The organism is Providencia sp. PROV004 (genome assembly GCF_011045615.1).
Lineage (GTDB): Bacteria > Pseudomonadota > Gammaproteobacteria > Enterobacterales > Enterobacteriaceae > Providencia > Providencia rettgeri.
The window spans coordinates 1,782,685-1,795,937 of the sequence record NZ_CP042859.1 but is presented as its reverse complement, the minus strand read 5'-3'; the positions used below and the strand labels follow the sequence as shown (position 1 = coordinate 1,795,937).

At 36.8% G+C, this 13,253-nt stretch carries 9 protein-coding genes and 6 tRNA genes; 8 read left to right on the top strand and 7 right to left on the bottom strand.

Annotation, left to right across the window (positions count from 1 at the left end; all coding sequences use genetic code 11):
* Positions 1-209: 209 nt before the first annotated feature.
* Entirely contained in the window at positions 210-1,052 is an 843-nt protein-coding gene (locus FVA69_RS07805) for a MetQ/NlpA family ABC transporter substrate-binding protein (protein WP_004912542.1), read from the bottom strand.
* Between the two features lie 213 nt (positions 1,053-1,265).
* Between FVA69_RS07805 and FVA69_RS07800 the strand changes: the two genes are divergently transcribed.
* From FVA69_RS07800 to FVA69_RS07780, 5 genes are all read left to right on the top strand, one after another.
* A complete protein-coding gene (locus tag FVA69_RS07800; protein ID WP_164528631.1) occupies positions 1,266-2,390 on the top strand; it encodes a CMD domain-containing protein in 1,125 nt (374 codons plus the stop codon).
* Between the two features lie 4 nt (positions 2,391-2,394).
* Positions 2,395-3,855: an NAD(P)-binding domain-containing protein gene (locus FVA69_RS07795; RefSeq protein WP_164528630.1), complete on the top strand. Its 1,461-nt coding sequence runs from the start codon at positions 2,395-2,397 to the stop codon at positions 3,853-3,855.
* 3 nt (positions 3,856-3,858) lie between these two features.
* Positions 3,859-4,872 carry a methionine ABC transporter ATP-binding protein gene (locus FVA69_RS07790; protein ID WP_109911499.1) on the top strand — a complete coding sequence of 338 codons (1,014 nt, stop codon included), beginning with the start codon at positions 3,859-3,861 and terminating at the stop codon, positions 4,870-4,872.
* Positions 4,869-5,537, top strand: coding sequence for a methionine ABC transporter permease (locus tag FVA69_RS07785; RefSeq protein WP_004264861.1), 669 nt, complete (start codon positions 4,869-4,871; stop codon positions 5,535-5,537). The genes FVA69_RS07790 and FVA69_RS07785 overlap by 4 nt, the downstream gene beginning before the upstream one ends.
* 360 nt (positions 5,538-5,897) lie before the next feature.
* Positions 5,898-7,664 (top strand): potassium/proton antiporter, encoded by a 1,767-nt coding sequence (locus tag FVA69_RS07780; protein WP_226537920.1) that lies wholly within the window; start codon positions 5,898-5,900, stop codon positions 7,662-7,664.
* A gap of 246 nt (positions 7,665-7,910) precedes the next feature.
* Here the strand turns inward: FVA69_RS07780 and FVA69_RS07775 are convergent, their stop codons facing one another.
* The 6 genes from FVA69_RS07775 to FVA69_RS07750 form a co-directional block, all read right to left on the bottom strand.
* Complete coding sequence (locus tag FVA69_RS07775; RefSeq protein ID WP_004912555.1) at positions 7,911-8,204, bottom strand: helix-turn-helix domain-containing protein; 294 nt, start codon at positions 8,202-8,204, stop codon at positions 7,911-7,913.
* A gap of 1,288 nt (positions 8,205-9,492) precedes the next feature.
* A tRNA-Lys gene (locus tag FVA69_RS07770) sits at positions 9,493-9,568 on the bottom strand.
* 33 nt (positions 9,569-9,601) lie between these two features.
* Positions 9,602-9,677: transfer RNA gene (locus FVA69_RS07765), tRNA-Lys, on the bottom strand.
* Positions 9,678-9,713: 36 nt separating this feature from the next.
* Positions 9,714-9,789, bottom strand: a tRNA-Val gene (locus FVA69_RS07760).
* Positions 9,790-9,823: 34 nt separating this feature from the next.
* Positions 9,824-9,899 (bottom strand) — tRNA-Val (locus FVA69_RS07755).
* A 25-nt stretch (positions 9,900-9,924) separates the two neighbouring features.
* Positions 9,925-10,000 (bottom strand) — tRNA-Val (locus FVA69_RS07750).
* A gap of 421 nt (positions 10,001-10,421) precedes the next feature.
* On the opposite strand from FVA69_RS07750, the gene gltX reads away from it, so the two are divergent.
* The 3 genes from gltX to FVA69_RS07735 all read left to right on the top strand — a co-directional run bounded on the left by gltX (position 10,422) and on the right by FVA69_RS07735 (position 13,240).
* Positions 10,422-11,843 (top strand): glutamate--tRNA ligase, encoded by a 1,422-nt coding sequence (gene gltX / locus FVA69_RS07745; RefSeq protein ID WP_004912558.1) that lies wholly within the window; start codon positions 10,422-10,424, stop codon positions 11,841-11,843.
* A 149-nt stretch (positions 11,844-11,992) separates the two neighbouring features.
* A complete protein-coding gene (locus FVA69_RS07740; RefSeq protein WP_109911498.1) occupies positions 11,993-13,024 on the top strand; it encodes a filamentous hemagglutinin N-terminal domain-containing protein in 1,032 nt (343 codons plus the stop codon).
* A gap of 140 nt (positions 13,025-13,164) precedes the next feature.
* Positions 13,165-13,240 (top strand) — tRNA-Ala (locus FVA69_RS07735).
* Positions 13,241-13,253: the final 13 nt, after the last annotated feature.

Genomic DNA, 13,253 nt, shown 5'->3' with positions numbered 1-13,253 from the left:
TATTTTTTACATAAACTTATCTATATTCTATTTTTATAATTCAGCTCTTAATCTATTAAATAACGAAAAAACACCAGATTGTCTACAAATTCAACACGAATATTTTTCACATTAAATCAGTAAGATATTTAGTTTATATAGAAAAAACCACTAATTAATAAAAATTAGTGGTTAACGTAATACTAATAATAAAAAAACAGACTAGGGTTTTATTTAGGATATTTGTTCCAGCTTTCAGGTTCAATAAAACCATCGTAAATACGCTGCGAACGAATATAATCTGCATATTCTTTAGACTCAAAAGCTTCTTTCAAATCTTTTGCCCACTGAGCATCTAAGTCTTTTTGCATGACAGTCACAATAACACGATGCTCTAGCGGTGAATTTTCTACGACCAAGCCATCAGCAATGCGCTGACCTGCACTTGCAACATAGTTGCCATTCACAACGACAAAATCGACATCATCTAATAATCGTAACCCTTGTGCTGCATCAGTTTCTCGGATATCTAAGTTATATTTATCAGGCGAAATATCATTAACACTAAAGCTTAATGTACTCACATTTGGCTTAATTTTAATCCAACCTAACTGTTCCAGAATTCTAGCACCACGTTCTGCATTAACAGGGTCATTAGATAGCGCGACGATCATACCATCTTTCACATCATCCAGTGTTTTATGTTTATTTGACCGCAGACTTTGTGGCGCACTCGGTGAATCCGTCAATGCCACCATGTTAATATTATTCTTTTTGTTATAAGCCTCCATATAGGCGCGGCTTTGATTAACAGAAGCATCGATTGAACCTTCTTCAAAAGCAGGATTAATTTGCCTATTCTGCGAAAATTGGCGCAAATTAACCGTATAACCTTTTTTCTCTAAAATCGGGACGATACCTTTATCCACTTGGTCAATATAATTACCAACACCAAAGCCTATCGTAATTTGTTTTTTATTCGGATTATCTTTTTCACTATTATCACCACAACCTGCCAACGCAACTAAAGCCGTAGTAATTAAAGACAAGCCTATTATTTTTTGTTTTAACATATGTAACAACCCTGTAAAGATATTTTGGGCAGTATAATCATAATTAGAGAGCACGACTTAGACTATATCGTTATAACTTAATACAAAAGTAATATAAGGGCTTAGTTTAATCTCTTTTGGTTATAAGCATATAACAAATAGATCGTTCGATTAGTGATGTGATTGATATGTAATGAAGGAGATAAAAAACGTTTAAAAAAAGTGAGTTACTTTATGACTATTTCCAATAATGATGTAATTAATTATTTAACTAACTTAACACCAGATTCCAGTCTAACTAAGATTCGCCATGAACGTAATGTGGCGACTGAAAATACTCAAGCCGTATTTGAAGCCATTTTTTCAGCGCCCTCGACACGGCTAACAAGTGATGTGAAATATTATTTTGCCCATGAAGTTGCAAAAATTACAGGAAGTCCCCGCCTTGCTGAATTTTATTTGCAATTAATAAACTCAATTCCTGATGAACCGCTTAGCAAACCACTTGCCGCAGCAAAAGAATATCTGCAAGTTTTAACACAGTCACCGAAAGACACTCATTACCAATTGATTGCCGAATTAACTAACCAAGGTTGGCAAGAAAGTGACATTATTTTACTTGCTCAATTAATAACTTATGTCACTTATCAAGCTCGGCTAATCGAAGGGATTCTGTTACTGACGGATAGTAGTAATCTTACAAATAGTGCACCTAAAGTTGTTGCAGGTAAGTGGAACCACCAACCTTTAACCCGCAAAGGAAATTCATCCCCAACCGCTTTTACACAAGATAATTTAGGATGGGAAGCTTGGATTTCAGCAAGAGATGCGAAGACATTATCCGCTGAAGAAGCCCAAGTTATGAAAAAATTTGGTCAATTAAACTCTGAATATTTTTTACTACTTGCCCATCAATGCAAAATTTTAGAATTACGAACTTTAATTGACCGTGGCGTATTTTATACCTCTGAAGGGCTACCTCGCTGGGAACGTGAATTTGCAGCAGCTGTAACTAGTAAAGTTAATGGTTGCATATACTGTGCTTCTGTTCACGCAAGAAAAGCTAGTCAATATGCAAAAGAGCGACGCGCTGATGTTGATAAACTATTAGCAACGGCGACAGGTTCAGTACTTGCAGAAGGTTTTGATGACAGACTACTAGCCATCACAGATTTGGTTGCTTCCTTGTCTGCAACCCCCATCCAAGCCACATCATCACAAATTAAAGAGTTACAAACGCTAGGCTTGTCTGAACTTGAATTACTCGATTTAGTTCAATCAACAGCCTTCTTTTCATGGGCGAACCGCTTAATGTTATCACTAGGAGAACCCTTTGAAATAGCCGAGGGCAAGGAGTAATTCAATGGAACTGATTATGGGTTTAGAGGCATTAGAAGCGCAAATAAAACAAGATTTGCAATATTTAAATTTACCAATAACGTCTTGGTCATTATCAAAAAACTGTCCTGAAAACCAAGTTATTGATGTCGCTATCATTGGCGCGGGCATGTCAGGGATTACAGCAGCTTTCGCTCTGAAATTACGCGGAATTAACGCCATTGTTTTCGATCAGGCCGCTTCTGGCAAAGAAGGCCCATGGCAAAGCCCTGCACTAATGGAAACATTACGTTCACCAAAACATGTGGTTGGCCCTGCACTTGCATCTCCCTCATTAACTTTCCAAGCTTGGTTTAAAGCCCAATTTAGTATTCAAAAATGGGATGAACTTGATAAAATTCCACGTTTGCAATGGGGTGAATACCTGCAATGGTATAAAACCATGACTGAACCCCATGTGCTTAATCAATACCATCTCGTTGATGTACAACTTAATGATAACTACCGTGAATTAATTTTTAATACCCCTGAAGGAACAGTCAGTTATCAAGCACAACATGTTATTTTAGCAACGGGTATGGAGTCTTTTAGTGAGGCCAATATCCCTAGCTTTATGAATGATATTCCAACAGCCTATTGGGAACACTCCTACGCAGGCACTGACTATCGCCGTTTTAAAGGCTTAGATATTGGTGTTGTAGGTTATAGTGCAGGAGCGATGGATAGCTCAGCAACGGCATTAGAAAATGGCGCTAATTCGGTTGAAATTTTGATCCGAGCTAACGATATGCCTCGTGTAAACCGAGGAAAAGTTGCTGGAAGTGCAGGTTTTACCAATGCATATACCTATTTTACCGATGCTCAAAAGTGGCATTACACGGATTATGTTGCTAAAGCTAAAACACCAGCCCCTCACGGAAGTACCTTGAGAGTCTCTCGCCATGAAAATGCTTATTTCAATTTCAATACTCAAGTTAAATTTATTGAAGTAAAAAACAAAAAGTTGCACGTCACGACCACAACAGGCAAATTCATATTAGATTATTTAATCTTGGCAACTGGCTATCGAATTAATTGGGCTAAGGACAGAGCTTTTCATCAATTATCTCTGCTAGTCAAAACATGGGGGGATGCATACACACCATCTTTCCATGAGGAAAATGCAGAGTTAGCTTCACACCCTTATTTAGGTAATCACTTTGAATTTCAAGCTAAAAGCAACTCAGACACATTAAAAATCAATCAGTTATATTGTTTTAATTTAAGCGCATCACTCAGCATGGGGCCCGTTATAGGGTTAATCCCCGGAACGAATGTTGGAGCTGAACGATTGGCTGACCATATTGCCGCTCAATTGTATCTGAACCATCAAGAACAACATCTTGAGCAAGTCAAAAATAGCCAAGAAGCTGAATTATTAGGTGATGAGTGGCTCCCCGCTGCACCACCTTCAGAACGTATGCAATTAACTGATAATGTAGAGTAAATTATGATTACCTTTCAAAATATTCAAAAAGTCTATGAAAAAGATGGGCAGTCTTTAGTTGCATTGCAAGATATTAATTTGCATATCAATAAAGGGGATATCTTTGGATTTATTGGTTATAGCGGAGCTGGTAAAAGCTCACTTATCCGCCTAGTGAATCAATTAGAAAAACCAACCAGTGGTGCTGTTATCATTAATGGCCAAAATATTGCTGAGCATACCCCAGCAGAAACTCGTTCACATAAAAAAAGCATCGGTATGATTTTCCAGCATTTTAATTTACTGGAAACGAAAACTGTTGCACAAAATATTGCGATGCCCTTAGTACTCTCAGGTATTGATAAACAGGAAATCACTCAGCGAGTTGATAGCATTCTTGAATATGTCGAACTTAGCGATAAAAAAAACCAATACCCAGGGCAGTTATCTGGTGGACAAAAACAACGAGTTGGTATTGCTCGCGCTTTGATCAATAACCCACAAATTTTATTATGTGACGAGGCCACCTCAGCACTTGACCCACAAACGACTCGCTCAATTTTGCAATTATTAAAAAAGATCAACCAAGAACAACATATTACTATCTTACTCGTGACTCACGAAATGGAAGTTATTGAACAAATCTGTAACCGTGTTGCTGTTATGGAATCAGGTAAAATTGTCGAAGAAGGAACCGTACTTGATATTTTTGCCAACCCACGCCAAGACACAACCAGAAAGTTTGTAGGAACCGTGTTAAACGAAGAAATTCCAGAGCGCGTTCTACATAACTTAGAACATCAACAAGATGTTTATCGTCTTGAATTTTTAGGAACTTCCGCTCAACAACCTGTTGTTAATGAGTTAATACTGAAAGAAATTGTCAAAATAAATATTTTATTTGCCAACATGAAAGAAATCAGTGGTGTCGTGCTAGGTAGCATGTTTGTCCAATTTATTGGTGATAAAGAAAAAATGGATGAGGCGGTTTCTTTTCTTCGTCAACGTGGGGTTGCTGTCAATAAGGGGGCAATATGACACAATTATTCGAAACCGCTTTAACAACTAAACAGTTTTTATTAGCGATGTCAGAAACCTTTACGATGGTCAGCGTTGCACTCGTATTAGGCTCTATATTTGGGATTCTGTTAGGTATCGTACTTGTTGTAACGAGGCCAGACGGTATTTGGGAAAATAAATGTATTTATCGTATAGTGAACCCTATTATTAATATTATTCGCTCATTGCCTTTTATCATATTATTAGTTGCAATGATCCCCCTAACACGCTTTATGGTTGGAACCTCAATAGGAACAACTGCAGCAATTGTACCATTAGTTATTTTTATTGCTCCTTATACTGCACGTTTAGTTGAAAACTCATTACTCAGCGTACATTCAGGTATTATTGAAGCGGCTGATTCTATGGGAGCAACAAATTGGCAAATTGTTTGGCACTTTATTTTACCTGAGGCGAAGTCATCATTAATCCTAAGTTTAACCGCTGCCAGTATTACTTTAGTTGGTGCAACCGCCATGGCAGGCGCCGTTGGTGGTGGTGGTGTGGGTGACTTAGCTCTAAACTATGGTTACCAGCGTTTTGATAATGTCGCAATGGCTATCACCGTTGTTACATTGGTAATTATCGTTCAAGGCATGCAATTTATTGGCGACTATTTAGCTAAAAAAGCTCGCTATCATTAGTGTAATGGTGAAGGTCGAAAATTTTTTCGGCCTTCTTTATTTTGACCTTACTTTATAAATGCCTATTCCCTCCCTTCAATACTTCTCTCCCCACGCCATAATTATCTTTGATTAAAAAAATATAATAAGCCCACCTCGATGCTTACTTATTCAAATTTATCGTTTTTTTACGTGCTTTAACTCACTTTAATGACAAAAAATGCGATAAATAATCAAATTATTTAAATTTATTTATATTATAATCATGTAGATATACTTTTTAATGGATATTATCGGCTTTTCGCTAAAATAATCTATTCTCAGTGTATATTTAGTTATCTTGCTATTTTGACATTTTTTGCTTTCTACGCGCGCTTTACGATGCATCGTCAGCGTTTTATTCACTTACAGATTAAACTGATTATGCCAACTATTGAACAACTCATTTTATTGATTTCTATACTCATTCTTTTGGGTATTTTCTCTAGCAAATTGTCAGCTAGACTTGGTTTACCCATGCTAGTCATGTTTTTATTTATTGGCATGTTAGCCGGTGAAGATGGGATAGGTAAGATTACGTTTGATAACGTTAATGTTTCGTATGCCGTTGGTTCTCTTGCTCTTGCTTTAATTTTATTTGATGGAGGTCTGCAAACATCCGTAAAGTCAATTCGTTTAGTTTGGAAACCGTCTTTTACACTAGCAACACTTGGCGTTCTTGTAACTGCTGGTGTAACTGGGCTCGCCGCAGCTTATATTCTCGGTGTCCCTCTGCTTGAAGGGCTACTACTTGGCGCTATCGTCGGTTCTACCGATGCCGCTGCCGTCTTTTCCTTACTGCGCAACGCTGGGATCTATTTAAACGAGCGTCTGCAATCTACTTTAGAAATAGAAAGTGCAACCAATGATCCTACTGCCATATTCTTAACGGTTGGTTTATTACAACTCTTAATGAATCCACAAGCTTCAGGTAGTGAATTAATTTTGCTATTTTTTAGCCAGATGGGAATAGGGACAGTTGTTGGCTTGAGTGTTGGCTGGGTTTCAGTCAAAATTATCAATAAGATTAAGCTACTAGCAACTGGATTATATCCTGTCCTTGTCGCTGCATGTGGACTACTTTCTTTCGGGCTCGCCAGTAACTTAGAAGGCAGTGGTTTCTTATCTATTTTTGTTACCGGTGTGGTAATTGGTAATCATCGGTTTGTTTTTCAACGTAATACATTTTTATTCCATGATGGATTAGCATGGCTAAGCCAAATTATCATGTTCGTTATGTTAGGGTTACTTGTCAACCCAAGTTCTCTTATTGAAGTCTGGCTTGAAGGCTTAGTTATCGCCCTTGTCTTAACTTTTATTGCGAGGCCATTGGCTGTAATACCTGTCCTAAAATTATTTGGTTTTCCAAAACCTGAAATAACATTGATTTCCTGGGTAGGTTTACGTGGCTCAGTGCCTATTATTCTCGCTATTTTCCCGTTTATCTACGGGCTACCTAATGCCCATCTGATTTTTGACGTGGTTTTCTTTGTGGTATTAATCTCAGCAACTTTACAAGGCTCAACCTTGCCTTATGTAGCACGTAAATTGAATTTAATGCAGCCACCTCCATTGATCCCTGCAGCCACTTTAGATATTACCGCAGTAGACCAAATAGATGCTGATTTAGTGGAATATACTTTAGGGGAGGATTGCTCTGCGGTAGGTCGTCGGTTATCACAATTAGCATTACCAGACCAAACTGTCATTGCAATGATTACGAGAGAAAAAAGTGTTTTACCACCAAGGGGGTCAACTATTCTTCACGCTGATGACCATTTATTCGTTGTTCTTAAACCTGAAAACCGTATTTTCCTTGAACGTCTTTTTTCAGAAAAAAATATCTCTGAGCACATACCTATTGAACTACCCGATACAGGGTTAAGTCTAAAAGGAACGACGCGATTAAATGAGATCCAATCCTCTTATGGTATTCAAATTGATAACGGCGATGAAAGGACGCTTAACCAATTTATTTATGCTTCTATATCGAGTCCTTTACAAGATACCGTCATAAAACTAGAACAACTGCAATTAAGAATTGGAGAAATGATCGAAACACGTATCGTCACAGTAATATTAGAGCCAATTCAAGAACAAGAAAGTTAACTAGGCATAAGCACGCCAGAAAAACTACCCCCATACCGAGTGAAATATTAAGTAATTGTTAGTTTAAGGATATAAAAATAAAAGCCCTTTCGGGCTTTTATTTGTTCTATTATGAAACATAAGCTAAAAATAGCTATTGTCTTATTTAAATCATACACAGCAGATACATTTAATTTACGTTCCCAATTGAAATAATTAAGAACGAAAGTTAATTACGTTTCATTCTGAGACAATATGGATATTTGGTTATACAAGGGTATATGCAGAGCTTTCAAACCCTTTATCACCAGTGCTCTCATCTACTTGAGTATCATCTTGTAGGACTTCACTAAAAAACTCACCCATGTTAACGTCTAAAACTTTTAACACTCGAACAAGGCAATCTATATCAATACGATTAACACCGCGCTCGTAACGAAATAGCTGCTGTTCACTTATATCTATCTCTTTAGCTAACTGAAAAACAGTAAAGCCTTGAGCTCTTCTAAGGGCTTTTATTTTTTGTCCAACTGCACAAGCGACAGGATATTTCGTGTTCATAAACATTCTCGCTTCAATTTATATTAAGGAAATAAAAATTAGCAGATAATTATCTACATATTTTATTTTTATATTTATGTGTATAACATTTGATAATGCTATAGTCGATTCAGCATATATCGGAAAGAATGATATACTACCATTATAATTAGTTTCAACTAGTCCTAAATTGACATTGCAACTATGTAACAAAGTATTTCACTCTATACACTTCATGTTTAAAATCAAAATAGTGCTGTAATATCACCTAGTTACGCACAAAATGAGTAATTCCTCATGCTTATATTCCATAAGACACCCACCTTTCTTTGGAATATTTATCTAAAAAAGACCCATATAGCCGATGTATAATCTAAAAACAAAGGAAATAAACAGAATTATTTAACACTGTAACAATATTAATGTTATTGATACAATTTAAGTTGGAGAAATGTGATAAACCCAGTTTAGATGGTACTTTTATGTAAAAAATAGTAAAAACAATCAATTTTATCTCTAAAACTCTCTGATTCGACAAAATATCAGTACGCTAAAAAGCCAGTTAACCTGTTACAATTAGCGAAATAGTAAATTTTTAAAGTAGCAAGAATAAAATTTATAATATTCAAGTACCAAACATAACAAAACCATAACGTTAAGAAAGCTTATTATTCATTTTACTAGATGAGCATCACAAAATTATGAAAAATGACTTTCATCGACAATCTAATTTGGTTCTTACTAGTTTCTATTTTTTACAGTACGCAGATTGCTATAATATTTCAAAAACAAACACGATCTCAGAGTTTATAACCAAGATGTAGTATCTCACATTTACGATATAATAAAAATAGTTTATAAAAAATTGATATGTACTTTCTCTATTCCACAAAATAGCAATTAGACATTCATTTATACAATTTTATTTTGTCATTTATGCCTAATTAAATCATTATAGTCTATCGCTTACTCCTTTATTATCTATTAGTAGTAAAATATATTCTGCTAATGCCATATAGAAATATAGGTGTAAGAACGAAATGATCATTGCAAAGCGCATCCTGAATTATTCTACATATCAGGCAAGCAGTATAATTGCTAATTACTTTAATCCTTATTGAGTCCTTTAAGAAATAAAACTGCCATAATATGTGTGTATTCGCTAGATTTAGTCTGCAATAACACCATGTCTTAATGGTGGGTCGTACAGGATTTTCCCTACGGGCTGAACCTACAACCAGCTTGTCGAGGTATAGCTTGGCAACTTGAGTATTTACTTGATTGGGAATTAACTTAGAAATGGCTGAGATGGTGGGTCGTGCAGGATTCGAACCTGCGACCAATTGATTAAAAGTCAACTGCTCTACCGACTGAGCTAACGACCCATCTTGGAAATTCTGATTTTTTTACTGCTTAGATGGTGGGTCGTGCAGGATTCGAACCTGCGACCAATTGATTAAAAGTCAACTGCTCTACCGACTGAGCTAACGACCCATCTAAATTGTATTTTAATGCAAGTATCTAATGAAGTGGTGGGCGATAGCGGGCTCGAACCACTGACCCCCTCCTTGTAAGGGAGGTGCTCTACCAACTGAGCTAATCGCCCACTTCATGACTTATATTACATTATAATAAATAATTGGTGGGCGATAGCGGGCTCGAACCACTGACCCCCTCCTTGTAAGGGAGGTGCTCTACCAACTGAGCTAATCGCCCAATTATTTATTGTCATCGTCAACGGTGGTGGGCGATAGCGGGCTCGAACCACTGACCCCCTCCTTGTAAGGGAGGTGCTCTACCAACTGAGCTAATCGCCCCGTCGTCGATGGAGGTGCATTATAGGGATACTGAGTTCTGAGTCAACGCTTTTTCAATAGATTTTTATCGTTCGTTGCAAAAATAATCAAGATGTTTCAATATTCACCAGAAAAGCTGCCTTTTTAATCAATTACCTATCATTTTCTCTTTGTTCTTTTAAGAAAAAAACAGAAATTATTTTTAAAGCGCATTTATTTATGTCAAATTTGTCGAAACTGCGTAATTTCTTGTCTTCTATTCTGATAACTTGATTGAGGAATCATTGTAGGATGATAGAATAGATACACATATTAGCAATGCTTAGACATTTCGCTGTTTAGAACATCAAACTTGCTACCCAGTTAACTGTGCTTGTTTTTAGTCTTTTACAGTAAATAGATAAGCGCTTCAAAAACATGTTTTGCAATTAAGGCAATCTCGATGAGTAAAATCAAAACCCGTTTTGCGCCAAGTCCAACTGGCTATTTACACGTTGGTGGTGCACGTACCGCTCTGTATTCCTGGTTATTTAGTCGCCACAATCAGGGCGAATTTGTCCTGCGTATTGAAGATACTGACTTAGAACGTTCAACTCAGGAAGCTATCGACGCCATTATGGACGGTATGAACTGGTTGAATTTAAATTGGGATGAAGGCCCTTATTATCAAACTAAACGTTTTGACCGTTATAATGATGTCATTGATCAAATGTTAGATGCGGGTACCGCTTATCGTTGTTATTGTTCAAAAGAGCGTCTAGAAGCGTTACGTGAAGAACAAATGGCAAATAACGAAAAGCCTCGGTACGATGGTTGCTGCCGTGATCATGCTCACAACCATACGCCAGATGAGCCACACGTTGTTCGTTTTCGTAATCCACAAGAAGGTTCCGTTATTTTTGACGACAAAATTCGTGGGCCAATTGAGTTTAGTAACCAAGAACTGGATGACTTAATCATTCGCCGTACTGATGGTTCCCCGACATATAATTTCTGCGTCGTAATTGATGACTGGGATATGGAAATCACTCATGTTATTCGTGGTGAAGACCATATTAATAACACACCTCGCCAGATCAATATTCTAAAAGCATTAGGGGCACCAGTGCCTGTGTATGCCCACGTGTCAATGATCCTAGGTGATGATGGTAAAAAACTGTCAAAACGCCATGGTGCAGTTAGCGTTATGCAGTACCGTGATGACGGTTATTTGCCGCAAGCGCTTCTTAATTATCTTGTGCGTTTAGGTTGGTCTCATGGTGACCAAGAAATTTTCACCGTTGAAGAAATGAAAGAGTATTTCAGCCTTGATGCTATCAGTAAATCAGCAAGTGCGTTTAACACTGAAAAACTGCAATGGTTAAACCACCACTATATCAATACATTACCAGCAGAAGAAGTTGCAACCTATCTTGCATGGCATATTGAACAACAAAACATTGATACCAGCACAGGGCCTCAATTAGTTGATCTAATCAAATTACTGGGTGAACGCTGCAAGACATTGAAAGAAATGGCGGAATCCTGCCACTATTTCTACCAAGATTTTGAAGAGTTTGATGCTGATGCCGCGAAAAAACACTTACGACCTGTTGCACGTCAACCGTTAGAAGTCGTAAAAGATAAGTTAGCTGCGATCACTGATTGGACGGCTGAAAATGTTCATCAAGCCATCGAAGCTACTGCAGCTGAATTAGAAGTGGGTATGGGTAAAGTGGGAATGCCTTTACGTGTTGCTGTAACAGGTGCCGGCCAATCTCCAGGCCTTGATGTGACCGTTCACGCTATCGGCCAAGCCCGTTCAATCGCTCGTATTGAAAAAGCACTTTCATTTATTAGTGAGCGCGAATCAAGCGCACAATAATAACGACTAAAATTAAATAACCTCATGCGTCTTATCACGTATGAGGTTATTATTTATATATTACCTGGGTTCATATAAAATCTTAATTAGACGTATGGGTGATGATTAATTTATGGTAAACACTTCTATCACACAATTACGGTCATTAAATGAAAAAATTCATTATCAATCTCACAATCATATTACCTATATTAATATTTTCAAAAATGAGTTTTTCCTCTATTCTCTCAGAAAAGAAAGTACTCATTGATAATAGTAAAAACCAACAAATTAGAATAGCTGAAAACAGAAACAATATTCCTATTATAGAGGTAAACCCAAGCGATAAAAACCAAGTTTCCCATAATTATTATCAAGAATTTCATGTTAATAAAAAGGGATTGAAAATCAATAACCACCCTATTTATCCAGCAAAATTAATTATTAGCGAGGTCACTTCCAATAACAAAAGTTATATTAACGGTAATATTAATATTAACACCGAGAAAACCCATCACCTTATCGTCAACCCCAATGGGATCAACTGTAATCGCTGTAGCTTTGATAATTTAACCACTTTAACAGCCTTTTCAGTCCAACATATTAATAATCAAGGAGAATATAAACCCAATACAGTTCAAAAAGGAACAATCAACATCAGTAAATTAAAAAATAATTATAATGACTTGAATTTGATAGCCAATAAAATTAGGTTTAATAAAGAAAATCACTCTGAAGGAAGTATTAAAATTTATAATGGTGATGTTAAAATCACAAAAGATGAAATAATTATTCCAGATATCTTTCCTGAGGCAATACCACAACAGCGGAAAAGAAAAAATATTCTGATAAGGCCAGCTGCAACGGTAAATACACCTTATCTATTCATTCATAGCGAAAATGAATTTAATATAGCAAATAATGGAATTATTAATACTAAACGCGCAGAGATCTCAACTCTAGGTGAGTTTCAAGGAAAGGTGTTTTCCGCCATTAATATCACACGGCCAGATGATAAAAAAACCTCATCAATAAGCATGAATAACATATCATTAAAAAATACGCTCCTTCTCGTTGATAGCAGTAGCTTATTGCTTATGGCTCCAAATCTAACTAATGATGATATCCAATATAATAATACGCTGCTCTTGAGAAACGGTGCAAAAATTAACATCGGCCAAGGGTTTGGCTTTAATAAATAAAAGTTACCCGCTGATTACTTCAATCATTTGAATTAGCTAGAATTTGCTTTATATTTAATCAATCGGTTTGGAAATGCTATTATTTGATTGACACTCTCTCTAGCCTTGAATATCATCCCTGCGTCCAAAAGATTTTGTTTGGGGCTATAGCTCAGCTGGGAGAGCGCTTGCATGGCATGCAAGAGGTCAGCGGTTCGATCCCGCTTAGCTCCACCATCTAATTCCCTGT

Bases quoted from the DNA above. Each gene is read 5' to 3' on its own strand.
- FVA69_RS07795 (WP_164528630.1), top strand. From the start codon at position 2,395: ATGGAACTGATTATGGGTTTAGAGGCATTAGAAGCGCAAATAAAACAA.
- FVA69_RS07775 (WP_004912555.1), bottom strand. From the start codon at position 8,204: ATGAACACGAAATATCCTGTCGCTTGTGCAGTTGGACAAAAAATAAAA.
- FVA69_RS07785 (WP_004264861.1), top strand. From the start codon at position 4,869: ATGACACAATTATTCGAAACCGCTTTAACAACTAAACAGTTTTTATTA.
- FVA69_RS07805 (WP_004912542.1), bottom strand. From the start codon at position 1,052: ATGTTAAAACAAAAAATAATAGGCTTGTCTTTAATTACTACGGCTTTA.
- FVA69_RS07800 (WP_164528631.1), top strand. From the start codon at position 1,266: ATGACTATTTCCAATAATGATGTAATTAATTATTTAACTAACTTAACA.
- gltX (WP_004912558.1), top strand. From the start codon at position 10,422: ATGAGTAAAATCAAAACCCGTTTTGCGCCAAGTCCAACTGGCTATTTA.
- FVA69_RS07740 (WP_109911498.1), top strand. From the start codon at position 11,993: ATGAAAAAATTCATTATCAATCTCACAATCATATTACCTATATTAATA.
- FVA69_RS07780 (WP_226537920.1), top strand. From the start codon at position 5,898: ATGCATCGTCAGCGTTTTATTCACTTACAGATTAAACTGATTATGCCA.
- FVA69_RS07790 (WP_109911499.1), top strand. From the start codon at position 3,859: ATGATTACCTTTCAAAATATTCAAAAAGTCTATGAAAAAGATGGGCAG.